Raw genomic sequence first — 25,888 nt, 5'->3', positions numbered from 1 at the left:
GGTCAGCTCAATTAGATCGCCCGTATCGATCCACTGAGGGACCTACGGAGATGGTTGGACACTATTATACCGCAACGGAAGCTGAACTTTCTTCCGATTGCTCCGGACTCATACTTGCGTCCCGGCTTCGCGCCTTAGGACCAAAGAGCTTCAGCCGCTGCCGGGGCGTCGCCGGGGGCTCTCTTTCTTGCCGCAGCGAAAAGCGGCGGCACGATGTGTGGCTCGCCGGCACTTCTCGACTTGATTTCAACAAGCGCAGGAGGAGCCTATGCGGAAGTCTCTCACCCTTTTCCTTTCTGGCCTGATGTTGGCCGTCGTGGCGTCACCCGCCGTAGCCGGCGAGCGGGTGCTTGAGTTCAAGCTGATCACGAAGCCGATCGACCTCAAGGTCATCGAGGCCGCAAACGTCGAAGGACAGACGGTTGTGTCTGGCAAATTCTTCGGCGTCGCCGTCTTCAACGATGGCCGTATCGGAGTGAAAGAGTTCGTCAATACTTCGGACTTGCTTAAAGGGTCGGGCCCCTTCTTCGGCTATAGCACTTACACGTTCGAGGAAGGTTCGATTACGGCGCGCTACACCGGTTTGGCCAAAGACGGCAAATCAACGGGCGAATACACGATCCTCTCGGGCACAGGTGCTTATGCAAACGCCACGGGTACGGGAACAATCGAAAGCGCGCCGAACCCGTTCAAGGGCGTCAACCTGCTAAATATAAAGCTCGTCGTCAAAACGTCCGGCTCATGACAGCGCAATGGTCATAGATCCCCGGCACGAAGGAAGCCGGCCGGCGGCACATTGCCGGCCGGGCACCTGCTGAAGAATCGACCAGAGTCGTAAAATTGATCTCGCTCGTGGCCAGCTGGCCGTCCCGGACAGCGCCCGAAGAATGTTAGTGCTTGAGCGACGCCGAAAAGGCGACCAGGGCGATCATGTCGTCGATGCTGAGATTCTCGACAACCGGTTTCATGAGTTCGCTATTGGCGCCTTTGCGCGCTCCCGATTTGAAATCATAGAGCTGCCGAAACATATAAGTGGGCGAACGGGATGCAATCCCCGGCGCGATGGCAGTCCCGTTGAGGTCAGCACCGTGACAGACCCCGCACTGGATGCGCGGATCGCTGTTCGCTGCGAGCGCTCGTCCTTTCTGAACGCTGCCTGGCGGGACATAGGCGATGAAACCAGCGCGCGAGTCCCGGCTGACAAAGTGTTCAACGTTTTCCGGTATCTCGATGATGCGCTGACCGATGGGTTCTTTCTCGGTGCCGTCCAACGGAGCCAAGAACAAGTCTCTCACCTGCGTTTTTGGCACCAGCTCGGTCTCTACGACGGCAATATTCGATCTCGGCTTGATGGAGGCGAAGTAGGCGGCGGCCTCGCTGAGTTCCTGATCAGTCACCGCTTTGGACAACTTGATCATCAGGTCGGTGGCGACGCGAGGCGCCGAGTTCGTGCGCAGACCCAGCTTGAACTCCGTGGTTTGCTGAATGATGTATTCCGCAGAGAGCCCAAATAGGCTGGCATTCTCAGGACCGCCCGGTCCGTCCGCCCGGTGACAGACGCCGCATGCGAACACCTCTGGCTTTCTCCCCTTTGCCACGATTTCCGGCATTGGTGGATGATCGTCCGGATGCCAGTCAGGCGCGGCGAACAGATCGCGCACTTGCGTGAGTGTAAAACCGGCGGCACTGTCAGGAACGTGCCTGATGGTACCATCGTCAGGCGTGCGTTGAAAATTGGGCGGGTTTACTGGGTAGGCCCATGCCGGCGGGCCCTCCTGGGTTTGCGCACGCGCCCCTGCCGCGGTGAGCAATGCCATCGAGAACGCCCATAGAACAATCGGAAATCTCATGGCTCTCGACCTCGCAGCGCGTCGGTGAAGCCAGACTGTATTTTCCGAAGGCGAGGATCAGGAGCGGCTAACCGACTGCTTGTCGGGCGGCGGGACGCTTCAGCTCCTCCGCCACATCGAAAACGCCATTCAACGCCTGGGTCTCGCAGACGTCAATGTGCAATTCAGCTGTCGGGGTCAGCGGACGGAGTGGTCTCGATCGTAGGCCTGCAGGATGCGGACAAAATCGGCCATGCTGGATTGATCCCGGTTCTCGGCCATAGCCGCAACCTGAGTATCGGATGCAGGCTGGCTTCCTTGCCAAAACCGTACGAGGAGATCGGCGATGTGTCTCATGGCGTACTCTCTGCAGCCAAAGTGTGACAGTAGACACCAAGTCCTGGAGCGGCGTTGCGCCGTTCGATCAAGAGACAGGCCGGCGGGCGTTACGCCGCCGGACTTGCCCTGCAACTGCCGGCTCGCGGGGCCGGTTCCGTTGCTTCTCACTGTGCTTTCATAGGTAGCACGGAGCACTTGGTCGTCGCCATTGTGCGCGGGTATGACGTGACCATACTGAGGTAGGGTCAGCTCCCCGAACGCTGCTCGGCCGGCTGAAGCAGATCGTCAAGCGCGCTCATCGACGTTTCCCGCAGCGCAGCGAGTTCGCTGGCGGTGAGGGGACATCGCGGCCGCCGTCAACTCGATCTCGCGGCAGCGTTCGAACAGGCGGACGAGACCGAGCGCGCTCGCCGCGCTGCCGAGCTGGTGCGCGGATCGCGCGAGCTGCACGTGATCGCCAATCGCCGCAGCCTTGGTGATGTCCTCGATCAGCTTTTCGCCGGTCTCGTCCAGCAGATGGTGGAGCTTGTCGATTTGCGCGGCGCCGAGCAGCTCCCGCTGGTCGTCAAGAAAGTGCCGGTCGATCAATGCGCCGGCCGCGAATTGCGCTGCTGCCGGCGGAGCCTGGATATCGCCCTCGATCGCCTCGCGCAGCGCGTTGATCAGGATCGGTTTGCTGACGACCTTGGTGATGCCGGCGCCTGCAAGCCGTTCTCGGGCGCTGTGCGACACGTCGGCCGTGACGGCAATGATGCGCGGCATCTTGGCAAGACCGAGCTTGCCGATCCGCGAGGCCGCCTCCACGCCGTCCATATCGGGCATGTGCAGATCCATCAGGGTGACGTCGAACGCCTGATCGCGGGCGAGCTCTATGGCCGACGTGCCGTTCCCGGCGATCGTGGGGTGATGGCCGAGCCGGTTCAGGATCGCTGCGCCGACCTCGCAATTGACAGGGTCATCGTCGACCAAGAGCACGCGGAGCTGCCGCGACGGCGGCGGAAGCGCGCCTTGCGCGATGCCGCTTGCAGCGAGGCCAAGCGGCACTTCGAGCGTGAACGCGCTGCCCGCGCCCGGCGCGCTCTCAACCGTCAGCTCGCCGTGCATCAGGCGGGTGAGACGGCGCGCGATCGCCAGGCCGAGACCGGTGCCGCCGAACCGCCGCGCGATGCTGTCGTCAGCCTGGACGAAGTCCTCGAAGATCCGCTCGTGCAGCTCCGGCGCGATGCCGATGCCGGTGTCGCGAACCGTGATGTGCAGGAGGATGTGATCGTCGCGCCGATCGGCCACCGCGTTCACGCAGATCCAGCCGCTCGGGGTGAACTTGATCGCGTTGCCGATCAAATTGAGCAGGATGCGATTGAGCCTGACTGGATCGCCATGCGCGGCGGTATTGACTGTCGCATCGCAAGCGAGGTCGAAGGTCAGACCCTTGCCTCGGGCTTGCGGACGCATCAGGTCGGCAGCGGCCTCGATGAGCTGGTCGGGACGGAAGTCGCGCGTCTCCAGTATTTCGGTGCTGGCCTCGAGGCGCGCATATTCCAGCACAGCATCGACCAGCGCGATCAGCGTTTCGCCCGATGCCGCCGCGGTCGCTAGGTGGCGGCGCTGGACCTCGCTGAGCCGGCCGTCGTCCAAGAGTTGCAGCACGCCCATGACGCCGTTCAGCGGCGTGCGCAGCTCGTGGCTCACGACGGCGAGGAAGCGCGACTTGGTCTCGTTGGCTGCGACCGCCGCGCTGCGCGCGCGCTCGGCGGCGTCATGCTCGGCGAGGGCCTGATCGCGGGCCTTCTCGAGCTCGGAGGTGCGCTCGGCCACCTTGCGCTCGAGCGTTGCGTAGGACTCGCGCAAATGCGCAGCCATCAGGTTGAATTGGTCGCCGAGCGCCTCCAGCTCGTCACCGGTCTTGATCGCGAGCCGCTGGCCGAGGTCGCCGCTGCCGATCCGCTTGGCTCCTTGCGTCAGCATCTGGATCGGCACGGTCATGCGCCGGCTGAGAACGAGGGAAACCAGCACCGCACAAACCAGCAGGATGACGAGGAGAAATGTCGAGCGGCCGATCGACGCATAGATCGGCGCGTAGGCTTCGGTGAGCGGCAGCTCGACGAACACCAGCCAGCCGAGCGAGGGCACCGTCGCATAGGTCGACAGCACGCGCTGGCCGGACAGATCCTTCCTGACCAGGCCACCCGACGGCGGCCCGACGCCGTCGAGCGCGGCACGGATCTCTGCATGGCTGGAGAGGTCGCTGCGCTGTAGTGCCCGCCACAGGTCCGGATGCGCGATCAGCACGCCCATGCGGTCGACGACATAGGCCTTGCCGGTGTTGCCGACCCTGATCCCGGCAACCAGGTCCCAGATGAAGCGCAGATTGACCTCGGCGACGATCACATCGGGAGCGCGGCCGGTGCCGCGCGTCGCGAGCGTCATGAACGGCTCGGTGTCGCCGAAGAAATAAACGGGTCCGTAATAGGCCCGGCTGTCATTGGCGCCGCGGAAGGCGGGCGAGTTGGAGAGGTCGGCGTTGCTGCCGACCTTGTCGGCGACACGGCGCGACACGCGCACCTGCTCGCGGCCCTGCGCATCGAGCTCGGCGATTTCCGCGATCGCAGGCGACAGGCGCAGGAGACGGATGGCGTTCAGCCGCTCGTCCTCGTTGCTCGACAGCTCCGGCGGCAGGCGCGCGAGCCATCTGATCTGGTTTTCGATCTGGCCGATGAACTGGCCGATCTGTATGGCTGCGGAGGCCGCCTGTTCGCGCTGAGTCGCCGCCAGCAGCTGCTTCTGCTCGCGATAGGAGAACCAGACGTCGAAACCGGTGTTGATGGCGAGCGCGGCAAAGGCGAGGGCGACGATCGCGTAGAGATATTTTCTGAACAGCCGGCCGGGAGGCGTCCGCAATGCTGCCTGGTCGATCGGCTCGTTCACTCGCGGATCTCGTCGGCGCGCGCGAGCAGCGTAAACGGGATCGCCAAGCCCAGCGTGCGGGCGACCGTGCGGTTGATCAGCAGCTCGTATTTGCGCGGCGATTGCACCGGCAGATCGCCGGCCTTGGTGCCGCGCAGGATGAGATCGACATAATCGGCCGAGCGCACCTCGAGCGTCGGCCCGTAGCTCATCAGCCCGCCGGCATCCATGAAGTAGTGGAACGGATAGATCGTCGGCACGCGGTATTTGGCGGCTGCCGCGACGACCGCCTGCCGGTTGACCACCAGAAAGCTGTCGACCAGCGCCAGCATCGCCGCCTTGGGCGGTTCGGAGAAGCGCCTGACGGCTTCGTCGATCTCCGTTGGCGCGTCGACGGGCGCGGGTACCGCGGACACGCCGCACGCTGCGGCCTCCTGCTCGATCGATTCGAGAAAGAAGCGCCCGCCGCGCGGCGTGGTCGCCGGGTTGAACAGGATGCCGACACGGGCGACATCGGGCACGGCTTCGTGGATCAGCTGAAGCCATTTGCCGCCCATCTCGGCGGTGCTGTTGGTGAAGCCGGTCACGTTGCCGCCGGGGTGCGCGAGGCTTTCGACGAAGCCGTTGCCGACGGGATCGTTCGCGGTGGCGAATACGATTGGGATAGTCTTGGTGGCGGCGAGGACGGCTGCGGTCTCGACGGTCGATCCGGTCAGGATCACGTCCGGCTTGAGGTCGACCAATTCCTGAACGGCCGTCTTCAGTTTGTCCGGTGCGCCGAAGGTCGAACGGACTTCGAGGCGGAAGTTGACGCCTTCGACCCAGCCTCGCAGCCGCAAGCCGACGATGAGGCCGCCCAGACGGGAAGTCGGGCTGTCGATCATGCTCCGTCTGGTCAGCTCATCGTCGAGCGGCAATGCCGTCAGCGAGGCGACGATCCGCATCCGATCCGGCGTCGCGCCGAGCGCGATCCATCCGGCGGCGGTTGCGCCCGCGACCCGAATGAAGCCGCGGCGATTGATCGCCACGGACACGAAAGACCGCCCCATCATGGAATGCGTTGCACGATCGCCTGATTTCGCTGGATGCTTAGCGCGAAAGCCGGGTGCCCACAATCGACGAAAGGCGCATGTGAATGTTCATTCGCACGCTTTCGCCGGTGCGGCACCCGTCGATCCGCAAGCCGTTCGAGCGCTGGGCTTAGCGGCGCAGAGTGAACTCGTCGGCGCCCCGCCGATGCTCCCACTTCGCCTGCTCCAGCTCGGGCCGGTCGCATTCGGCTTCCGGATAGCCGATGCAGAGATAGGCTATGAATTTCCAGGATTGCGGCACATCAAGAATGGCGTGGATCCGATCCGGGCTCAGGATCGACACCCAGCCGATGCCGATACCGTCGGCGCGCGCGGAAAGCCACATCGCCGTGATCGCGGCGACCACGGAATATTCTGTTGTCTCGGGCATGGTCGCGCGGCCGAGGCCGTGACCGACGCTGCTGGTCTTGTCCGCGAATACGGCAAGGTGACCTGGGGCCTGTTCGAGGCCCGACAGTTTCAGCGTGGCATAGCGCGCGGCGCGCTCGCCAGCATAGGCGCTCAGCGCATCGGCGTTGCATGATTTAAAGTCGTCGGTCACGGCCCGCCGCCGTGCGGCGTCATCGACAGTGACGAAGCGCCAGGGCTGGCTGAGGCCGACCGAAGGCGAGAGGCAAGCTGTCTCGATCAGGCGTTCAATTGCACCGTCCGGCAAGGGATCGCTGCGAAAGCGGCGCACGTCGCGGCGCCACACGAACAGCTCGCGCAAGTGCTGGCGGAAGTTATCGTCGAACTCGATCATGAGGTCAGCGTCCCATCTGGAAGGCGGCGGCCACCAGCAGGACAAGGATCTCGCCCGTCTGCTCGAACGCGCCGAGGACGTCGCCGGTCTGCCCGCCGATCTGGCGGATGGCAAGCCGCGCCAGCATTAGGCCGGCGAGCGACAGCAGGACCAGGCCGACCAGCGCCTTGCCCGGCCCCAACGCCAGAGCAAGCGCGAGCGTTCCAACAGCGAAGGCAATCGCGACGCTGCGGCCCGGCGGCGAACCGGCGCTGGCCGACAGGCCGTCAGGCCTCGCCGGCGGCACCAGCGACATGAAGGCCGGCACGCCGGCGCGGGCAGCAGTGTGCGCAGCGCACAGCGCGAGCATGACGGCCGATGGATTTGCGATCGCTGCAAGCGCACTCCAGCGTAGGCCGAACGACAGGATCAGTGCGCAGACGCCATAGGTCCCGATCCGGCTGTCGCGCATGATCTCGAGCTTGCGCTCACGCGTGTGGCCGCCGCCGAATCCGTCCGCGGTATCGGCAAGCCCGTCCTCGTGCAGCGCGCCGGTGATGAAGGCGGTCGTGGCCAGCGCGAGCAGGGCGGCAAGGCTTGGTGTCAGTCCGATCCGAATGGAGATCTTGTAGATCAAGGCGCCGGCGAGGCCGACCAGCAGTCCCGCGACGGGCAGCGCCCAGGTTGCGCGCGCGATCGCACCGTCACCGGCGGGCTTCGACGATGCCACGGGCAGGATCGTCACGAACGATGCTGCGATTCGAAGATCGGCGACGACGTCCCGCAAGAGTTCGGTGCCTGGCATCATTTCAGTTTCATCGGCAGGCCGGCGACGACGAACTCGACCTCGTCGGCGACATCGGCAATGATCTGATTCATGATACCGGCGGCATCGCGGAAGCTGCGCGCCAGTGCGTTGTCGGGCACGATGCCGAGGCCGACCTCGTTGGTGACGAGAACAGCCGGGCTCTTCAGCCGGGGCAGGACGCCGGCAAGCGCATTCACCTCGTGCTCCCAGTCGCGCTCCGCATGCATCAGGTTGGAGAGCCAAAGCGTCAGGCAGTCGACCAGCCGTGCGCCGCCACCATCGGTTGCGAGCAGCGCGGGCACGACATCGAGCGGCACCTCGCGCTCGATCCAGTCGGTTCCGCGCCGCGCCCGATGTCTTGCGATGCGTTCCGCCATTTCGCCATCGAGCGCCTCGGCCGTCGCGATGTAGACGGGCTGGCCGGGAAAGGCGCGCGTGCGCGTTTCCGCACGCTTGCTCTTGCCCGATCGCGCTCCGCCCGTGATCAAGATGATGGTCATCAAGGTCTCCCGTGAGCCTGACTAACCATCAATCGTGACCAAAGACAAAGCCGAAATCAGGGGGCGAGGGGCTTGCGCTCCGCCCTCGCTTTGCGCAACAGGGGCGGACAGGAGGCGGGTGTGGGCTTTGCGGGTGCGATGTTGGTGGCGATGGCGGTGGATGCCCTTCTGGGCTGGCCCGCCCCGCTGTTCGCGCGGATCGGCCATCCCGTCACCTGGCTCGGCCGGCTGATTGCCGCCATCGACACGGCCTGGAATCGCGCAGCTGATCCGCCGTGGCTTCGCCGCGTCGTGGGCGTTGCTGGAGCACTTGTGGTGATCGCGCTCTCCGTCGCGCTCGGTTGGATCGTTCAATCGGTGCTTTCGCTGGGCTGGATCTCGATCATGCTGATTGGCATCCTGGCCTGGCCACTGGTCGCGCTGCGCTCGCTCCATGATCACGTTGCCGCCGTCGCGACGCCGTTGCAGGCAGGCGACATCGCCGCCGCACGCGAGGCGGTGTCGCGCATCGTCGGCCGCGATCCCACCGCGCTCGATGAAGCCGGCATCGCGCGCGCGGCGATCGAGAGCCTTGCGGAGAACGCCTCCGACGGCATCGTCGCGCCGGTGTTCTGGGGCGCGCTGTTCGGCTTGCCTGGAGTCCTCGGCTACAAGGCCATCAACACGCTGGACTCCATGATCGGCCATCGCAGCGAACGACATGAAGCCTTTGGGTGGGCGGCGGCGCGCATCGACGATGTCGCCAATTTCATTCCGGCGCGCCTGACCGGATTCCTGTTCGTGCTGCTGGCGCCAAGGCGATCGGAGGCGCTGTCGTGCATGACGCGCGATGCGCGCCGGCATCGTTCGCCGAACGCCGGCTGGCCGGAAGCGGCGATGGCGGGCGCACTTGGCGTACGGCTCAGTGGCCCCCGCATCTATCATGGCAGCGCGACCGACGAGCCCTGGCTGAACGAAGGCGCGCGCGATCCGCTCGCCGCCGACATCACCGAGGCACTGACCGTCTACCGCCGCGCCATGCTGCTGCTCGCCGGCCTCCTTGCGATCCTGGCCTTCGCGTGACAGAACGGGGCATGCGCGAGCACGGTGGAAATCTCGATCTGGCCCAGCAGCGGTTTGGTGGCCGCGCGGACGATTGGATCGATCTGTCGACGGGGATTAATCGGTTGCCTTATCCCGTGGGCGAGGTGAGCTCGCGCGCGTGGAGCGCGCTGCCGTCGCGCGCCGAGATCGATGCCTTGCATCAGGCCGCGCGGCAGGCCTATCGCACGCGTGCACCGGTCGTTGCGATGGGAGGCGCGCAAGCCGTCATTCAGTTGCTGCCACACCTGGCGTCACCCGGTCGCGCGCGCATCCTTGCTCCGACCTACAATGAATATGCAGGGGTGCTGTCGGCTGTAGGCTGGGATGTCCAGGAGGTGGCGGAGCTCGATGCGCTGGCGGGCGCGGATCTCGCCATCGTCGTCAATCCCAACAATCCTGATGGCCGGTGTCATGCGCCAAAGGATCTGCTCGCACTGCTGCCGCGTGTCGGCCGTCTGGTGATCGACGAGAGCTTTGCCGATGGCGTTCCGCAATTGTCGCTCGCGCCGGAAGCGGATCGGCTGGGACTGTTGATCCTGCGGTCCTTCGGAAAATTTTTTGGGTTGGCCGGCCTGCGGCTCGGGTTCGCAATCGGGAATGCGGCGGACATCGACAGGCTTGCCGCGATGTCGGGTCCATGGCCTGTTTCGGGCGCAGCGATCGCAATTGGCTGTCGCGCCTTGCGCGACGACACCTGGGCCGAGGTGACGTCCGAACGGCTCGCGCGCGACTGTGTCCGGCTCGACGAGATGGCACAAGCGCAGGGGTGGCGACTCGTCGGCGGCGCGTCACTCTTTCGTCTCTACGAGACGCCTGACGCACAGGCCGCGCAGGAGAAGCTCGCACATGGCCACATCTGGTCGCGCGTGTTCGCGCAAGAGCCGACCTGGCTGCGGCTCGGGCTTCCCGGCCACGAAAGCGAATGGACGCGGCTCGGCGAGGCCCTAGAACGTAATTAACACGAGCTTGATCGCTGCAACACGCTGCACTCCCTCTCCCGCTTGCGGGAGAGGGTCGGGGAGAGGGTGTTTCCGCAACGGGACAATCCCCAAGAGGAGAAAGCCCTCACCTGGCGTTTCGCGCCGACCTCTCCCGCAAGCGGGAGAGGTGAACGAGCCGTGGCCATCGGTTCCACCTAAAGCCATTCCGCTCTAGCGCGCTAGCGCGAGCAGGCCTTCGACGTCGAGATGCTTTTCGATGTGATCGGCCAGCGCCTCGAGCGCGCTCTCGACCCGGGCGTGATAGGGCTCGTCGCCTGCGGGAATGTCGAGCTTGGCCAAAAATGCCTTGCGGAAGTCATCCGACGTGAACAGGCCGTGCAGATAGCTGCCTTGCACGCGCCCATCCGGCGAGATCGCGCCTTCGGGCTCGCCATTCAGTTTCGCGAACGGGCGGCCGCGATCGGGCCCGTCAGTGCGGCCGATGTGGATCTCATAGGCCTCGATCGGCTGATCCGTCGCGGCGTGCACGGCTGCAACCCGCGTCAGCGTTTTCTGCGGGCTCATCACCGTCTCGACATCGAGAAGCCCAAGGCCCGGCGTGTCGCCCGCAGGTCCCTCGATGCCGTCGGGGTCGGCCACGCTGCGTCCCAGCATCTGATAGCCGCCGCAGAGGCCGAGCACATGACCGCCCCGGCGGTGGTGCGCGAGGAGATCGATGTCCCAGCCCTGCGCGCGCAGGAAGGCGAGATCGCCGCGGGTGGATTTTGAGCCGGGGATGATGACGAGCCTGACATCGCCGGGAATCGCCTCGCCCGGACGGACCGTGATGAGATCGACGCCCGGCTCGAGCTTGAGCGGATCGAGATCGTCGAAATTGGCGATCCGCGACAGCGCGAGGCACGCGATCTTGCACTGGCCGGGCTTGCGCGCGTCACTCAGACCCAGTGCATCCTCGGCGGGCAGCTCGCCGGCGCGCGGAAACCAGGGCAGCACGCCAAGGCCGCGCCACGACGTCTTTTGCTCGATCAGCTTGTAGCCATCGTCGAACAGAGTGGGATCGCCGCGGAACTTGTTGATGACGAAACCACAGATCATCGCGGCATCGTCGGGGTCGATCACCGTCTTGATGCCGACGAGCTGGGCGATGACGCCGCCGCGATCGATATCTCCGACCAGCACGACCGGAACGTCGGCCTTGCGGGCAAAGCCCATATTGGCGATATCGGCCTTGCGCAGGTTCACCTCGGCCGGACTGCCGGCGCCCTCGACCAGCACGAGATCGGCACGGGCCTTCAGCCGCTCAAAACTCTCCAACACCGCGCCCATCAGCGAGGGCTTCATTGCGGCATAGTCGCGAGCTCGCGCAGTTGCGATGCGCTTGCCGTGGACGACGATTTGTGCGCCGACATCGGTCTCGGGCTTGAGCAGCACCGGGTTCATGTCGGTGTGCGGCTCGACCCCGGCGGCGAGCGCCTGCAGTGCCTGGGCGCGGCCGATCTCGCCGCCATCGACGGTGACGGCGGCATTGTTCGACATGTTCTGCGGCTTGAAAGGGAGCACGCGCAAGTCCCGCCGCGTGAAGGCGCGCGCGAGGCCGGCGACGATGAGCGATTTGCCCACGTCCGAGCCGGCTCCCTGGATCATCAGCGCGCGTGCCATCGTGCCTTCAGAACTCGACGCCGGCCTGGGCCTTGATGCCGGAACGGAACGGATGTTTCACCAGCGTCATCTCGGTAACGAGATCGGCGATCTCGATCAGCTCGTCCTTGGCGTTGCGCCCGGTGAGCACGACGTGCGTCATCGCAGGTTTCTGCGTCGTCAGGAATTCGACCACTTCGGCGATGTCGAGATAGTCGTAGCGCAGCGCGATGTTGATCTCGTCGAGCACGACCATGCGCAAGCGCTCATCTGATATCAGCTGCTTGGCCTTCTCCCAGCCGGCGCGCGCGGCGGCGATGTCGCGGGCGCGGTCCTGCGTTTCCCAGGTAAAACCTTCGCCCATGGCGTGGAACTGGCAGAGGTCGCCGAAATGGCCGGTGAGCAGGCGTCGCTCGCCGGTATCCCAGGCGCCCTTGATGAACTGCACGACCGCGCAAGGGAAGCCATGGGCGACGCAGCGGACGATCATGCCGAAGGCAGAGGAGGATTTTCCCTTGCCGGCGCCGGTGTGGACGATGATGAGGCCCTTTTCGCCGCTCTTGGTCGCCATGATCTTGTCGCGGGCGGCCTTCTTCTTCGCCATTTTCTGGGCGTGCCGGGCGTCGGTTTCCTCGGCTGTGTGGGTATCCGGTTCAGGCGTCATCGGTCCCCGGTCCTTCTTGACAAGTGGCGGCCACCGGCAAATGGTGGCCCGGCGTTGGTTCCTGTCCTATGACAGGCGAAGAGGGAATGCGATAGGGTCCGAATCGGCAAGATTTGGGTCCAAAATGCAGCCGCCCCCGCGACCGTGACCGGAGAGATGCCCGAAGCCACTGATTCCCCCGGGGAATCGGGAAGGCGGGGATCGAAGGGCCAAAACCCTGCTCCGCAAGCCGGGAGACCTGCCAGCGCGGACGAGTTTTGGACCGGCGGACGGGGTGTTCCGCGACGGGGAAACGGCCTCTCAAGTCGGGGTCCGTGTGCCTCCATCGCCTCCCGCTGTTATCTGGAAGAGGCGATGACCGTCACACTTCACGTCTGCATTACCTGTCGCGCCGGCCAGACACTGGGCGAGGGCGAGACGACGCCCGGCAAGCGCCTGCATGGCGCGATCGTCAAGGCGGGCGTGCCCAAGGGCATCAATGTAGTTCCCGTCGAATGCCTGTCGGCTTGCAGCCAGGGCTGCTCGGTCGCGCTCAGCGCGCCCGGCCGCTGGTCCTATGTCTATGGCCGCCTGTCGGATGCAAATGCGCGTGACGTGGTCGCAGGCGCTGCGGCCTATGCCGCCGCGCCTGATGGCATCGTGCCCTGGCGCAGCCGGCCCGAAATCTTCCGCAAGCAATCGCTTGCCCGCATTCCCCCCATTACCGCCGTGCCGGAGGCCGCCGAATGAACTCGCTCGCAAAGGTCCCGGTGACGGTGGTCACTGGTTTTCTCGGCTCCGGCAAGACCACGCTGATCCAGCATCTGCTCAGCAATGCGAACGGCAAGAAGCTCGCCGTGCTCGTCAACGAGTTCGGCAGCGAGGGGGTCGATGGCGAGATCTTGAAATCCTGCGCGGATGACAATTGCCCGGAAGAGAACATCATCGAGCTCGCCAATGGCTGCATCTGCTGCACCGTGGCCGACGATTTCATTCCGACCATGGAGCAATTGCTGGCGCGACCGGTGCGGCCCGATCACATCCTGATCGAGACTTCTGGTCTGGCGCTGCCAAAGCCGTTGCTCAAGGCGTTCGACTGGCCGGAGATCCGCTCGCGCATCACCGTCGATGGCGTGATCGCGCTGGCCGATGCCGAAGCTGTCGCGGCCGGCCGTTTCGCGCCCGATCCTGACGCCGTCGAGGCGCAGCGCGCGGCGGACGAGAGTCTCGATCACGAGACGCCGCTGTCGGAGGTGTTCGAGGACCAGATCGCCTGCGCCGATATCGTGCTGCTGACCAAGGCGGATCTGGCGGGTAGCGCTGGGATCGAAGCCGCAAAGGCCGCGATCACTGCCGAGATGCCGCGCCGCGTTCCGATGCTCCCGGTCACCGACGGCGCGATCGATGCCCGCGTCATCCTCGGCCTTGGCGCTGCCGCCGAGAACGATCTTGCCGCGCGCCCCTCGCATCATGACGGCGAAGAGGAGCACGAGCACGACGATTTCGCGTCCGTCGTGATCGATCTTCCGGAAGTGGCGGACGTCGAGGCGCTGGTCGCATCGGTCCAGAAGCTGGCGCGCGAGCAGAACGTGCTGCGCGCCAAGGGCTACATCGCGGTCGCCGGCAAACCGATGCGGCTGTTGCTGCAGGCCGTCGGCGAGCGCGTGCGGCACCAGTTCGACAAGCCCTGGGGCGCAGGTCTCAGGCAGTCGAAGCTCGTCGTGATTGGCGAGCATGCTGACATCGATGAGGCCGCGATCAGGTCAGGACTCGGACTTTCAGGATCTGGCATCTGATGCACGTCGTTTTCCGCGAGAGCCGCGGTCTGGAGGAGACCGCGACGCCAAGAGACATCGGCCAGGACCCGGCCGATCTCGTGGTGCTCTCGTATTCGGATTCCGACCTTGCGGCGTTCGCGGCCGGCTGGCGCCGCGGCCGCGACAGTCTGCCGTCGCTGCGGCTCGCCAATCTCGCGGAACTGCGTCATCCGCTGTCGGTCGACACCTATATCGAGCGCACGCTGCCGCAGGCGCGCGGCATCCTGGTGCGCCTGATCGGTGGTGAGTCCTACTGGCCGTACGGGCTCGCAGCCCTGCAACAGCTCGCCAAGGACCGGAGCATCGAGCTGGCCGTGCTGCCGGCCGATGGGCGCGACGACACACGGCTCGATGCATATTCGACGCTACCAGTCTCGACGCTGCGTCGGCTCAAGGTGCTGTGCGATACCGGCGGCCCGGTCGCAGCGCAGGCGGCGATTGCACAGCTCGCATTGGCTTCGGGACTCTATGCAGGCCCGGTCGTCGGCGAGATGACCGTGCCCGAGATGGGCTTTTACGATCCCGCGCGCGGTGTCATTGCGGCGCCGGTCGGTGCCGAGAAGAAGCCGCGCGCGCTGGTGACGTTCTATCGCTCCTATCTCACCGCTGCCGACACCGGCCCGGTCGATACCCTGATCGCGGCGCTTCGCGAGCGCGGCTTTGACGCTTATGGCGCGTTCGTCACTTCGCTGAAGGCGCCAGGCGTTGCCGATTGGTTGCGCCCGCATCTGGCGCAACATCCAGCGGCGGCGATCGTCAACGCGACGGCGTTCTCGGCCCTGGGCGAAGACGGCACGACGCCGTTCGATGCCGCATCGTGCCCGGTGTTCCAGGTCGCGCTCTCCACCGCACGGCGTGAGGACTGGGCGGAGTCGCTGCGCGGCCTCTCTCCAGGCGACCTCGCGATGCATGTGGTGCTGCCGGAGGTCGATGGCCGCCTGTTCGCGGGAGTGGTGAGCTTCAAATCGGCCGCTGAGCGCGATCCGGAGTTGCAGTTCTCGCATCTGGCGCACAGGCCCGACGAGGAGCGTGTGAAGGCCGTCGCCGCGCGCGTCGCGGCCTGGCGCGAACTTGCCGAGAAGCCGGCCGGCGAGAAGCGGCTGGCGATCGTGCTCTCGAACTATCCCGGCCGTCCGCACCAGATCGCGCACGCCGTTGGCCTCGATGCGCTCGCCTCCGTCGAGGTCTTGGTATCCGATCTCGCGGAAGTGGGCTTCGAGGTTGCGGCGGTCGACGCGCTCGGCGAAATGCTGCTGAAGCAGAAGTTGACCTGGCGTGTTGCCGATTATCGCGCGGCGCTCGCGCGCATGCCGCAATCCTTGCAGGACGATCTCGCCCAGGCCTGGGGCGCGGTGGAGGATGATCCGAGCTGCCGCGACGGTGCGTTCCACTTCGCCGCCATTCAATGCGGCCGATCGATCATCGCGGTCCAGCCCGAGCGGGGCGATGCGGCCTCGCGCGACGCCGACTATCACGATCTCGCCCGCACGCCGCGGCACGCCTATGTCGCGTTCTACCTCTGGCTCCGCGAGCAGGGCGTTGATGCCGTCGTGCACATGGGCGCACATGGCACGCTGGAATGGCTGCCCGGCAAATCCGTGGCGCTGTCGCAAGCGTGCTGGCCCGAAGCTTTGATCGGCGATCTCCCCGTCATCTATCCCTTCGTCGTCAACGATCCCGGCGAGGCCGCGCAGGCCAAGCGGCGCATTGGCGCTGTCACGATTGGCCATCTGCCGCCGCCGCTCGAACAATCTTCCGTGCCCGAGGGCCTGCGCCGACTCGAACGCCTGCTCGATGAATATTCGACGGCCGACGGTCTCGATCCCGCCCGCCGCCAGCGGCTGATCGCGGCGATCCGGGATGAGGCCCGCGCCGCCGGATTGGAAGATGATCTCGGTCTCGATGCCTCGGCCGCGCCGGCCGAAGCGATCCCGCGGATCGATCGTTTCGTTTGCGACCTCAAGGAAAGCCAGTTCGGCGACGGCCTGCACGTGTTCGGCCGCGGCGCTTGCGGCGAAGCGGAGCGGGATTCATTGCGCGCGGCGCTCGCAGGCTGTCGCGTTGCGCCGGGGCCGTCGGGCTCTCCGTATCGCGGCCGTCAGGACGTCTTGCCGACCGGACGCAATCTCTTCGCCGTCGATCCGCGCGCGGTGCCGACGCCATCGGCGCATGCGCAAGGTATCAAGCTTGCCGAGGAGCTGCTGCGCCGCCATTTGCAGGATCACGGTGACTGGCCGAAGGGCCTCGTCGTCGATCTCTGGGGCTCGGCGACGATGCGCACCGCCGGCGAGGAGTTCGCGATGGCGCTGCATCTGGCCGGCCTTGCGCCGCGCTGGGATCACGCCTCCGGCCGCGTCACCGGTTACGATATCATCGCGCCGGCCGAGCTCGGCCGTCCGCGCATCGACGTCACGCTGCGGGTGTCGGGCCTGTTCCGCGATGTCTTCGCAGGCCTTGCGCAATTGTTCGAAGCCGCGTCCGAGGCGCTCGCGGCGCGCGACGATGAGGGCGACGAGAATCCGTATCGCCACCGTGCGTCCCGCGTGTTCGCGCCGCGGCCTGGACAATACGGCGTCGGCCTTTCGGCGATCCCGGATGCCTTCACGCCCGAGACGCGCGAGGCCGCCGGCGAAGCCTGGTTGTCGGCATCGTCCTGGGCGTTCTCGGTGGATGGTACAATGCAGCCGGATCGCGCAGGCATCGAATCGCGGCTCGCGTCCGCAGATGCTTTTGTCCATATCCAGGATTTACCCGAAACCGATTTGCTGCTCGCCGCGGACTACGCCGGGCATGAAGCAGGCGTCGCTGCGGCTGCAGCTCACCTCGGTGCCGGCGCGCCGTCCCTCTATCATCTCGATGCGACACGGCCCAACGAGCCGCATGCGCGCACGCTGACGGAGGAGATTTCACGTGTCGTCCGGTCACGCGCGGCCAATCCGGCCTGGATCGCCGGCATGATGCGCCACGGCTTTCGTGGCGCCGCCGAGATCACCGCGACGCTGGAGCACATGGCCGCCTTCGCCCATCTCGCCGGCGCCGTGCCGCCGCATTTGTTCGACCTCTATTACGACGCGACACTCGGCAACGACGACGTCCGTGCCTTCATGGCCCGCGAAAATCCGTCTGCACTCGCCGCCATGGAGACCTGCTTCACACGCCTGCACGAAGCCTCACTGTGGCGAACGCGCCGCAATTCGATCGCGGCGGCACTGCGGGAGGCCTCATGAGCACATCTGCGGTGAAAGGCTGGTGTCCCGGCGCGCTTCGCCCGATGCTGTCCGGCGACGGGCTCGTGGTCCGCGTGCGTCCGTTTGGCGGGCGCCTTGAAGCACCACAGATATCCGGACTTGCGGAACTGGCCGAGCGCTTCGGCAATGGCCTGATCGACGTCACAAGCCGGGCCAATCTCCAGATCAGGGGCGTCAAGGAGGATGGCCATCGGTCGCTGCTCGATGGCCTTGCGCAACTGGCGCTGCTCGATCCCGACGCCGATATAGAAGCCAGGCGCAACATCCTGGTGACGCCGTTCTGGAGCAGCGGCGACGAAACGCAGTCGCTCGCCGCGGAGCTCGAGGAGGCGCTTGCCGATGCCGGCCTCGCGCTTCCCACCAAGTTCGGCTTCGCCATCGATGACGGACGATCGCGCGTCCTGGCTGGCGATTCCGCCGACATCCGCATCGAGCGCGACCACTCGGGCCGTCTCCTTGTGCGGGCCGACGGCGCAAGGCTCGGCCGCTGCGTCGAACGCGGACAGGTCGTGAGCGCGGCACTGGCGCTCGCAAGCTGGTTCCTCATCTCCGGCGGCGCGAGGGGTGGGCGAGGGCGCATGGCAGCCCACATCGCATCCGGCGCGGCATTGCCCCAATCGCTGCGCGGCGAGACCGAGCCCGCGCCCGTGATGGCCGCGGCGCGGCCCGGGCACTATCCGCAAGGCGCGATGGTCGGCGTTGCGTTCGGTCAGATGCTGCACGCGACCCTCCATCAGTTCTCCAGCGGCGGACATGCGCTGCGCATGACGCCCTGGCGAATGGTGCTCAGCGAAGGCAAGCGCGAGATGCCGAGCTTGGCGGGCCTCATCACCGAGCCGTATGATCCGGCGCTGCGCGTCATCGCCTGCAGCGGCGCGCCGCGCTGCCCGGAAGCCCATGCCGATACGCGCGCGCTCGCAGCAGCGCTGGCGCCGCGCATTGCCGCCGATGGGCGGCTCCACGTCTCCGGCTGTGGCAAAGGCTGCGCCCATTCCGGCACGGCTGCGGTCACGCTGATTGCGACGCGCGCCGGATTCGATCTCGTTCGCGACGGCTCGACCCGTGACGAGCCGGTCCTGCGCGGGCTGAGCGGCGCCGACATTGTCAGCGATCCCTCCATCCTGGTCGGAGGGAACTGATGCCGCACATCTACGAGACCGACGGCGCGGCGATCTACCGGCAATCTTTTGCGACCATTCGGGCCGAGGCTGATCTTGCGCGCTTTGCGCCCGACGAGGAGCCGGTGGTGGTGCGGATGATCCACGCTGCCGGCATGGTCGGCCTCGAGGCGCATATCCGCTTCACCCCTGGCATGGCGACCGCCGCGCGCGCGGCCTTGCAGAAGGGCGCGCCAATCCTGTGTGATGCGCGCATGGTTTCGGAAGGCATTACGCGTGCAAGATTGCCTGCGGCCAATGCCGTGATCTGCACGCTCGGAGACGAGTCCGTTCCTGCGCTCGCTCACTCCATGCGCAACACACGTTCGGCCGCCGCGCTGGAGCTGTGGCGGCCGCATCTCGATGGTGCGATCGTCGCGATCGGCAATGCGCCGACAGCGCTGTTTCATCTGCTCAACATGCTGGAGGACCGCGACTGCCCGCGGCCGGCAGCGATCATCGGCTGTCCGGTCGGCTTCGTCGGCGCCGCCGAATCCAAGGCCGCGCTGATGGCCGATCCGCCGGCGCCAGCGCTGACGATCGAAGGCCGCCTCGGCGGCTCCGCGATCACGGTTGCTGCCGTGAACGCGCTGGCGAGCCGGAGCGAATAGTCATGGGACGTATCATCTGCTGCGGCCTCGGCCCAGGCGATCCCGATTTGATGAGCGTGCGCGCCGATCGCGCGGTGCGCGGCGCGCAGCATGTCGCTTATTTCCGCAAGAAGGGCAGGCCGGGTCAGGCGCGACGCATCGTCGAGGGCATGCTCGCTGCCGACGTCACCGAATATCCCATGGAATATCCGGTCACGACCGAGATCGCCTTCGACAGTCCCGACTACGTGCAACTGCTCGCCGGCTTCTACGACGAATGGGCCGAGCGCCTGGCGCGGCTTTCCCGCGCGGTCGATGTCGTCGTTCTCTGCGAGGGCGATCCCTACTTCTATGGCTCCTTCATGCATCTGCACACGCGCCTGCAAGGCCGCGTCGAGATCGAGGTGATCGCCGGAATTCCCGGGATGGTCGGCTGCTGGAACGGCATCGGACAGCCAATCGCGCTCGGTGACGACGTGACGACTGTGCTGATGGGGACGCTTGCCGAAGACGAGCTCGAGCGGCGCATGCGCGATTCCGATGCGCTCGTCGTCATGAAGACCGGCCGTAATCTCGCAAAGGTGCGCCGCGCGCTCGCGGCCGCCGGGCGGCTGGACGATGCCTGGCTGGTCGAGCGCGGCACCATGCCGGGCGAGCGTGTCGCGCGGCTCGCCGAGATCGATGCCGCCGATTGTCCTTATTTTGCGATCGTGCTCGTGCACGGCAAAGGCCGGCATCTGGACGCTGCCGAATGACGGGCACCCTGACCATCGCGGGCCTCGGGCCGGGCAGCGACACGCTGGTGACGCCGGAAGTCTCCGCGGCGCTTGCAGCCGCCACCGACATTCTGGGCTACGCGCCCTATGTCGCACGCGTGCCGCCGCGGGCCGGCCTCAAGCTGCATCCATCTGACAATCGCGAGGAGCTGCAGCGTGCACGCGAGGCCCTAGGGCTCGCCGCGGAGGGCGGGCAGGTCGTGGTCGTTTCCTCCGGCGATCCCGGCGTATTCGCGATGGCGTCCGCCGTGTTCGAGGCGCTCGAGCAGACGCCGCAATGGCACGACCTGCCGATCCGTGTTCTGCCCGGCATCACCGCGATGCTGGCGGCGGCCGCCCGCGCCGGCGCGCCGCTCGGCCATGATTTTTGCGCGATCAATCTCTCCGACAATCTCAAGCCGTGGACGGTGATCGAGAAGCGTCTTCGACTTGCCGCGGAAGCCGATTTTGCCATCGCGATGTACAATCCGCGCTCGGCGAGCCGGCCGGAAGGATTTGGCCGCGCGCTTGCGGTGCTTCGCGAAGCCGGCTGCGGCGAGCGCCTGGTGATCTTTGCGCGTGCGATCAGTGCTGCCGACGAGAAGATCGAGACCGTGACGCTGAACGGGGCCCGGGCCGAGATGGCCGACATGCGCACGCTGGTGATCGTCGGCAATTCGCAGACGCGCCGCGTCGGCCGCTGGGTCTATGCGCCGAGGCAGATCCGATGACCGAGCCACTGCACCACTTCGCCGACGCTCTCGACCCGCAACCGCACGGGCAGTTCTGGCCGCGAGATCATGATCACGGGCAGGCCGAGCAGGCGGGCGGCGTCGATCTTGGCGCGCGCGCCGTCGCCGCCGGAATTACGGGCGACGATCCACGCGATGCCGCGTGTGCGCAGCATCTCCAGCTCTCCGTCGAGGGTGAAGGGGCCACGCGACACGATCACATCGGCCGCGAAGGGCAGGGGCGCTTCGGGCGGGTCGACGAAGCGCAGCGTGTAAGAATGCTGCGACTTGGCCGCGAACGGCGCGATGTGCTGGCGGCCAATGGCGAGGAACACGTTTGCCGGCGCGTCGGGCAGCGCGGCGACGGCAGCGTCGACGTTGACGACCTCAATCCAGTTGTCGGCGGACGCTTTGATCCAGGGCGCGCGCTCCAGCGCAATCAACGGCGTGCCCGTCTCTGTGCAAGCCTCGACCGCGTTGCGGCTCATCTCGGCCGCGAAGGGATGCGTCGCGTCGATGACATGCGTGATGCCCTCACGACGAATATAGTCGGCAAGACCGCTCGCGCCGCCGAAGCCGCCGATGCGGGTCGGCAGCGGCTGGTCGGCGGGCGCGCGGGTGCGGCCGCCGTACGAATACACGGCGTCAATACTGGCGCGCGCGATCGCCGCTGCGAGCACGCTCGCGTCGCTCGTTCCGCCCAGAATGAGGGCGCGCGTCATGGCTGATTCCTGGCTGACGATCATCGGTATCGGCGAAGATGGCCTTGCTGGCCTCTCCGAGGCAAGCCGAAAGGCGCTTGCCTCGGCAGAAACCGTTTTCGGCGGCGAGCGTCATCTTGCGTTGGCGGGTGTCGGCAGCCGCGGCCGACCTTGGCCGGTGCCGTTCGACGCAAATATCGTGCTGAGCTGTCGCGGCCAGCCAACAGTGGTGCTGGCATCCGGCGATCCGTTCTGGCATGGCGCCGGGGCAAGTCTCGCCGAGAAGCTCGATGGCGACGAGTGGATCGCGCACCCGGCGCCGTCGACCTTCTCGCTTGCGGCGGCGCGGCTGGGATGGCGCCTTGAGTCCGTGACGTGCCTCGGTCTCCATGCGGCGCCGTTCGAGCGTCTTGTGCCGCATTTGGCACAAAATGCACGCATCATTTGTCTGGTGCGCGACGCAGCGGCCGTGGACAAACTCGTCAAATGGCTGACGGAACGCGGATGGGGCGCCTCACTCCTGTGGACACTCGAGGCGCTTGGCGGTCCACGCGAATACATCAATCAGCATCGCGTCGACCTGTTTGCCGAGGACATTGCTGGAGATCTGGTCGCGGTCGCGGTGCTGGCGAGGGGGACGCAGGGCATTCCCCGCAGCTCGGGCCTGTCAGACGACCTTTTCGTCCATGACGGCCAGATCACCAAGCGGCCGGTCCGCGCACTGGCGCTCTCGGCGCTGGCGCCGCGTCCGGGGGAGCGGCTGTGGGACATCGGCGCCGGATCGGGATCGATCTCGGTCGAGTGGGCACTCTGCGGGGGAATGGCGACTGCAGTCGAGGCGCGTGAGGATCGCGTGGCAAACATCGGCCGCAACGCGACGGCCTTTGGACTTTCGCACCGGATCACCATTGTCACGGGGAAAGCGCCCGAGGCGTTCGCTACGCTGGACGCGCCGGACGCCGTCTTCATCGGCGGTGGCCTCGATAGCACAATGTTCGACGCGATCTGGTCGCGCCTCTCAGGTGGTACACGGCTCGTGGCGCATGCGGTGACGCTGGAGACGGAAGCGCTGCTCGGTGAGCTGCACCAGCGCCATGGCGGCGAGCTGATGCGGGTCGAGATCGCACATGCCGCTCCGCTCGGCCGCTACCGGTCGTGGGAGGCCGCGCGGCCCGTGGTGCAGTGGAGTACGGTCCGATGAAGGTTGCCGGGCTCGGGTTCAGAAAGGACGTCACGCTGGCTTCGCTGCGCGAAGCGCTTCTGGCGGCGGGCGGCCCCGAGGGGCTTGCGGCGATGGCAACCGTCACCGACAAGGCCAACGCCGAGGTGCTGAAGCAACTCGCGCGTGAGTGCGGTGTGCCGATCATGGCGGTTCCGGCCGATAGGCTGGCGGATATCGACACGCTCACGAACTCGAATCTCGTCGCGGAGAAGTTCGGCACGGGATCAGTCGCCGAAGCCGCGGCGCTCGCTGCAGCCGGTCCTCGCGCGCGGCTGATTGCGACGCGTGTGGTCTCGCAGGATCGCACCGCGACCGCCGCGATCGCGGAAGGAGACGGCGCATGACCGTGCATTTCATCGGCGCCGGGCCGGGCGCGCCCGATTTGCTGACGCTGCGCGGCCGCGATTTGATCGCCGCCTCTCCGGTCTGCCTCTATGCGGGCTCGCTGGTGCCGGCGGGCGTGCTGGCGCATTGCCCGCCTGGTGCGCGCATCGTCAACACCGCGCCGCTGTCGCTCGACGAGATCATCGCGGAGATTGCGGCTGCGCATGCCGAGGGCAAGGACGTCGCGCGGCTGCATTCCGGCGATCTCTCGATCTGGTCGGCGATGGGCGAGCAGCTCCGCCGTTTGCGTGCGCTCGGGATCCCCTACACGGTGACACCCGGCGTGCCCTCGTTCTCGGCTGCCGCGGCGGCGCTAGAGACCGAACTGACTTTGCCCGGCTTGGCTCAGACTGTGGTGCTGACGCGCACGCCGGGACGCGCCAGCGCGATGCCCGAAGGCGAGAAGCTCGCCGCGTTCGCCGCGACCGGCGCGGTGCTGGCGATCCACCTGTCGATCCATCTGCTCGACAAGGTCGTGGCCGAGCTGACGCCTCACTATGGTGCGGACTGCCCCGTCGCGATCGTGTGGCGCGCGAGCTGGCCGGATCAGCGCATGGTCCGCGCGACACTCGGCACCCTCAATGCGGCCGTGGGCGGCGAGATGGAGCGCACGGCGTTGATCCTGGTCGGCAGGACGCTTGGTGCTGAGGATTTTGACGAGAGCCGTCTTTATGCCGTCGATTACGACCGCCGCTACCGGCCGGTCGGAGCAGAGCCGCGCTTTCCGGAGGCGTCGTGATGGCGGCCGGTCTCGTCATCTCCGCACCTGCCTCCGGCGTCGGCAAGACCACGCTGACGCTGGCGCTCGCCCGCGCCTGGCGCAATCGCGGCCTGAACGTGCAGTGCTTCAAGAGCGGACCCGACTATATCGATCCCGCGTTCCACGCCGCCGCCACGGGGCGCGCCTCCGTCAACGTCGACAGCTGGGCGATGGATCGCGTGAGCATTGCGCATCTCGTCAGCCGCGGTGCCGATGCCGACGTCGTGCTTGCCGAGGGCTCGATGGGCCTGTTCGACGGTGTTGCCCCGCGTGGTGTCTCCGGCACCGGCGCCACCGCCGATATCGCGGAGATGCTGGGTTGGCCGGTGGTGCTGGTGATCGATCCCTCTGGGCAGGCGCAGACTGCGGCCGCGATTGCCGCGGGCCTTCGCGACTATCGCCCCGGCGTGCGCCTTGCAGGGATCGTGCTCAACCGCGTCGCCAGCCCGCGTCACGAAGATCTCGTGCGGCGCGCGCTGAACGATGCCGGCATTGCCGTGTTCGGTGCGCTGCCGCGCCATGCCGAGATCAGCCTGCCGAAGCGGCATCTTGGCCTCGTACAGGCCGAGGAGCAGGCGGAGATCGGCAATCTGATCGACGAGGCCGCGCGCTTCGTTGCCGAACATGTCGATCTTGACGCAGTCCTGCGTTCGGCAGCGAGCTGGTCGCCGCAAGCTGCGGCGAACGGCCTGAACGTGACGCCGCCCGGTCAGCGCATTGCCCTCGCCCGCGATGCGGCATTCTCCTTCGTCTATCCGCACATGCTGGAAGCCTGGCGCGCGGCCGGCGCCGAGATATTGCCGTTCTCGCCGCTGGCCGATGAAGCGCCCGACGCAGGCGCCAATGTGTGCTGGCTGCCGGGCGGCTATCCCGAGCTTCATGCTGGCAAGATCGCGGCCAATGCACGCTTTCGCAGTGGCCTTCGCGGCTTCGCGGAGACGCGGCCGGTGCATGGCGAATGCGGGGGCTATATGGTGCTGGGTGCCGCTTTGACCGATGCCGACGGCGTCCGCCATGAGATGGCGGGGCTGCTCGGCCTGGAGACCAGCTTTGCCAAGCGCCGCATGCATCTGGGCTATCGCCTCGCCGAACTGGCTGCGCCGATGCCGGGGCATGAGGTCGGCGCGCGCCTGCGCGGCCACGAGTTCCACTATTCGACCATCCTTGCCCAGCCTGATACGCCGTTGGCCGTCGTGCACGATGCAACCGGCACCGTCATTGCCGAGACCGGCTCGCGCCGCGGCCATGCCACTGGCACGTTCTTTCATCTGATCGCGGAGGACCGGTGAGCGGTTTTGTCTCCTTCGTCTCCGCCGGCCCTGGCGATCCCGAGCTCCTCACCGTGAAGGGCGCCGCGCGGCTGCGCGAGGCGGACGTCGTGCTCTATGACGACCTTGCCTCGGGCGCGATCCTCGATCTTGCCCGGCCCGGCGCCAATCTTGTCGCGGTGGGAAAGCGGGCCGGGCGTCCTTCGACCAAGCAACACCACGTCAACCGTCTCTTGGTCGACTATGCCGCAACCGGCGCGCGTGTGGTGCGGCTGAAGTCGGGCGATGCTGGCATTTTCGGCCGGCTCGAGGAAGAGATCGAGACGCTGCGCGAGGCCGGCATCGGCTACGAGATCGTTCCCGGCGTCACCTCAGCTTGCGTCGCCGCGGCGCAAGCAGGAATTCCGCTGACCCGACGGCACACCTCGCGACGGGTACAGTTCATCACCGGCGCTGATGTCACCGGCGAGCTGCCGCCCAACCTGAACTGGGCGGCGCTGGCAGACCCTGAGGCGACGACTGTGGTCTATATGGGCCGGCGCACCTTTCCGGCGCTTGCCGCAAAATTGATCGCGCATGGCCTCGCGCCAACCACCCCGGCACTGTTCGCTGAATCCCTCGGACGACCCGACGAACGGCTGGTCCGCACCACGATTGTCGAGCTCGCCGAGCAACTTGCGCGCGGCGGCGCCGCTTCCACTGCGGCCGTGATCCTGTTCGGCGCGCTGGCGGGGGATTATCCGTCATGACGGCTCCCG

The 25,888-nt window shown here is 66.5% G+C and carries 25 protein-coding genes and 1 riboswitch; of the genes, 15 read left to right on the top strand and 10 right to left on the bottom strand.

Annotated features, from left to right (window positions below; genetic code table 11):
* Window positions 1-268: 268 nt before the first annotated feature.
* A complete protein-coding gene (locus P6U29_RS27020) occupies window positions 269-745 on the top strand; it encodes a hypothetical protein (RefSeq protein WP_407113130.1) in 477 nt (158 codons plus the stop codon).
* A 145-nt stretch (window positions 746-890) separates the two neighbouring features.
* Here the strand turns inward: P6U29_RS27020 and P6U29_RS27015 are convergent, their stop codons facing one another.
* The 7 genes from P6U29_RS27015 to cobU all read right to left on the bottom strand — a co-directional run bounded on the left by P6U29_RS27015 (window position 891) and on the right by cobU (window position 8,192).
* The gene (locus P6U29_RS27015) at window positions 891-1,850 is read right to left on the bottom strand and encodes a c-type cytochrome (protein ID WP_407113129.1); all 960 of its coding nucleotides are present in this window, start codon (window positions 1,848-1,850) and stop codon (window positions 891-893) included.
* 177 nt (window positions 1,851-2,027) lie between these two features.
* Complete coding sequence (locus P6U29_RS27010) at window positions 2,028-2,186, bottom strand: hypothetical protein (RefSeq protein ID WP_407113128.1); 159 nt, start codon at window positions 2,184-2,186, stop codon at window positions 2,028-2,030.
* A 267-nt stretch (window positions 2,187-2,453) separates the two neighbouring features.
* Window positions 2,454-5,093, bottom strand: coding sequence for an ATP-binding protein (locus P6U29_RS27005; protein ID WP_407113127.1), 2,640 nt, complete (start codon window positions 5,091-5,093; stop codon window positions 2,454-2,456).
* A complete protein-coding gene (locus tag P6U29_RS27000) occupies window positions 5,090-6,121 on the bottom strand; it encodes an ABC transporter substrate-binding protein (protein ID WP_407119430.1) in 1,032 nt (343 codons plus the stop codon). The genes P6U29_RS27005 and P6U29_RS27000 overlap by 4 nt, the downstream gene beginning before the upstream one ends.
* A gap of 151 nt (window positions 6,122-6,272) precedes the next feature.
* Window positions 6,273-6,905 (bottom strand): 5,6-dimethylbenzimidazole synthase, encoded by a 633-nt coding sequence (gene bluB, locus P6U29_RS26995; protein ID WP_407113125.1) that lies wholly within the window; start codon window positions 6,903-6,905, stop codon window positions 6,273-6,275.
* Window positions 6,906-6,909: 4 nt separating this feature from the next.
* Window positions 6,910-7,692, bottom strand: a complete 783-nt coding sequence (cobS, locus tag P6U29_RS26990; RefSeq protein ID WP_407113124.1) for an adenosylcobinamide-GDP ribazoletransferase — start codon at window positions 7,690-7,692, stop codon at window positions 6,910-6,912.
* Complete coding sequence (gene cobU, locus P6U29_RS26985) at window positions 7,689-8,192, bottom strand: bifunctional adenosylcobinamide kinase/adenosylcobinamide-phosphate guanylyltransferase (protein WP_407113123.1); 504 nt, start codon at window positions 8,190-8,192, stop codon at window positions 7,689-7,691. Before cobU ends, cobS begins: the two co-directional genes overlap by 4 nt.
* Window positions 8,193-8,312: 120 nt before the next feature.
* Between cobU and cbiB the strand changes: the two genes are divergently transcribed.
* Both cbiB and cobD read left to right on the top strand, forming a co-directional pair.
* Window positions 8,313-9,254: an adenosylcobinamide-phosphate synthase CbiB gene (gene cbiB / locus P6U29_RS26980; RefSeq protein ID WP_407113121.1), complete on the top strand. Its 942-nt coding sequence runs from the start codon at window positions 8,313-8,315 to the stop codon at window positions 9,252-9,254.
* A gap of 11 nt (window positions 9,255-9,265) precedes the next feature.
* Window positions 9,266-10,234, top strand: a complete 969-nt coding sequence (gene cobD, locus P6U29_RS26975) for a threonine-phosphate decarboxylase CobD (RefSeq protein WP_407113120.1) — start codon at window positions 9,266-9,268, stop codon at window positions 10,232-10,234.
* 192 nt (window positions 10,235-10,426) lie between these two features.
* On the opposite strand, the gene P6U29_RS26970 is transcribed toward cobD, so the two are convergent.
* Window positions 10,427-11,875, bottom strand: a complete 1,449-nt coding sequence (locus P6U29_RS26970; protein WP_407113119.1) for a cobyric acid synthase — start codon at window positions 11,873-11,875, stop codon at window positions 10,427-10,429.
* A 7-nt stretch (window positions 11,876-11,882) separates the two neighbouring features.
* Entirely contained in the window at window positions 11,883-12,518 is a 636-nt protein-coding gene (gene cobO, locus P6U29_RS26965) for a cob(I)yrinic acid a,c-diamide adenosyltransferase (RefSeq protein WP_407113117.1), read from the bottom strand.
* A 38-nt stretch (window positions 12,519-12,556) separates the two neighbouring features.
* A riboswitch (cobalamin riboswitch) is annotated at window positions 12,557-12,779 on the top strand.
* Between the two features lie 93 nt (window positions 12,780-12,872).
* On the opposite strand from cobO, the gene P6U29_RS26960 reads away from it, so the two are divergent.
* The 7 genes from P6U29_RS26960 to cobJ are packed head-to-tail and all read left to right on the top strand — an operon-like array spanning window position 12,873 to window position 20,795.
* Window positions 12,873-13,247, top strand: coding sequence for a DUF1636 family protein (locus P6U29_RS26960; RefSeq protein WP_407113116.1), 375 nt, complete (start codon window positions 12,873-12,875; stop codon window positions 13,245-13,247).
* Entirely contained in the window at window positions 13,244-14,293 is a 1,050-nt protein-coding gene (gene cobW / locus P6U29_RS26955; protein WP_407113114.1) for a cobalamin biosynthesis protein CobW, read from the top strand. Before P6U29_RS26960 ends, cobW begins: the two co-directional genes overlap by 4 nt.
* Window positions 14,293-17,541 carry a cobaltochelatase subunit CobN gene (gene cobN, locus P6U29_RS26950; protein ID WP_407113113.1) on the top strand — a complete coding sequence of 1,083 codons (3,249 nt, stop codon included), beginning with the start codon at window positions 14,293-14,295 and terminating at the stop codon, window positions 17,539-17,541. The genes cobW and cobN overlap by 1 nt, the downstream gene beginning before the upstream one ends.
* Window positions 17,538-18,701 carry a precorrin-3B synthase gene (gene cobG, locus P6U29_RS26945; protein ID WP_407113111.1) on the top strand — a complete coding sequence of 388 codons (1,164 nt, stop codon included), beginning with the start codon at window positions 17,538-17,540 and terminating at the stop codon, window positions 18,699-18,701. The genes cobN and cobG overlap by 4 nt, the downstream gene beginning before the upstream one ends.
* Window positions 18,701-19,330 (top strand): precorrin-8X methylmutase, encoded by a 630-nt coding sequence (locus tag P6U29_RS26940; protein ID WP_407113110.1) that lies wholly within the window; start codon window positions 18,701-18,703, stop codon window positions 19,328-19,330. Before cobG ends, P6U29_RS26940 begins: the two co-directional genes overlap by 1 nt.
* 2 nt (window positions 19,331-19,332) lie before the next feature.
* Window positions 19,333-20,064 (top strand): precorrin-2 C(20)-methyltransferase, encoded by a 732-nt coding sequence (locus P6U29_RS26935; protein ID WP_407113109.1) that lies wholly within the window; start codon window positions 19,333-19,335, stop codon window positions 20,062-20,064.
* Window positions 20,061-20,795 carry a precorrin-3B C(17)-methyltransferase gene (gene cobJ, locus P6U29_RS26930; protein WP_407113108.1) on the top strand — a complete coding sequence of 245 codons (735 nt, stop codon included), beginning with the start codon at window positions 20,061-20,063 and terminating at the stop codon, window positions 20,793-20,795. Before P6U29_RS26935 ends, cobJ begins: the two co-directional genes overlap by 4 nt.
* Here the strand turns inward: cobJ and P6U29_RS26925 are convergent.
* Entirely contained in the window at window positions 20,771-21,517 is a 747-nt protein-coding gene (locus tag P6U29_RS26925) for a cobalt-precorrin-6A reductase (RefSeq protein WP_407113107.1), read from the bottom strand. The genes cobJ and P6U29_RS26925 overlap by 25 nt on opposite strands.
* On the opposite strand from P6U29_RS26925, the gene cbiE reads away from it, so the two are divergent.
* The 5 genes from cbiE to cobA are packed head-to-tail and all read left to right on the top strand — an operon-like array spanning window position 21,516 to window position 25,879.
* The gene (cbiE, locus tag P6U29_RS26920; RefSeq protein WP_407113106.1) at window positions 21,516-22,697 is read left to right on the top strand and encodes a precorrin-6y C5,15-methyltransferase (decarboxylating) subunit CbiE; all 1,182 of its coding nucleotides are present in this window, start codon (window positions 21,516-21,518) and stop codon (window positions 22,695-22,697) included. The genes P6U29_RS26925 and cbiE overlap by 2 nt on opposite strands.
* The gene (locus P6U29_RS26915; RefSeq protein WP_407113105.1) at window positions 22,694-23,062 is read left to right on the top strand and encodes a cobalamin biosynthesis protein; all 369 of its coding nucleotides are present in this window, start codon (window positions 22,694-22,696) and stop codon (window positions 23,060-23,062) included. Before cbiE ends, P6U29_RS26915 begins: the two co-directional genes overlap by 4 nt.
* Window positions 23,059-23,841 (top strand): precorrin-4 C(11)-methyltransferase, encoded by a 783-nt coding sequence (cobM, locus tag P6U29_RS26910; RefSeq protein ID WP_407113104.1) that lies wholly within the window; start codon window positions 23,059-23,061, stop codon window positions 23,839-23,841. The genes P6U29_RS26915 and cobM overlap by 4 nt, the downstream gene beginning before the upstream one ends.
* Window positions 23,841-25,151, top strand: a complete 1,311-nt coding sequence (locus P6U29_RS26905; protein ID WP_407113103.1) for a cobyrinate a,c-diamide synthase — start codon at window positions 23,841-23,843, stop codon at window positions 25,149-25,151. Before cobM ends, P6U29_RS26905 begins: the two co-directional genes overlap by 1 nt.
* Window positions 25,148-25,879 (top strand): uroporphyrinogen-III C-methyltransferase, encoded by a 732-nt coding sequence (gene cobA / locus P6U29_RS26900; RefSeq protein ID WP_407113102.1) that lies wholly within the window; start codon window positions 25,148-25,150, stop codon window positions 25,877-25,879. Before P6U29_RS26905 ends, cobA begins: the two co-directional genes overlap by 4 nt.
* Window positions 25,880-25,888: the final 9 nt, after the last annotated feature.

Source organism: Bradyrhizobium sp. LMG 9283 (assembly GCF_045571415.1).
GTDB lineage: Bacteria > Pseudomonadota > Alphaproteobacteria > Rhizobiales > Xanthobacteraceae > Bradyrhizobium.
The sequence above is the reverse complement of the archived record's forward strand: the minus strand, read 5'-3'. Positions and strand labels throughout refer to the sequence as shown.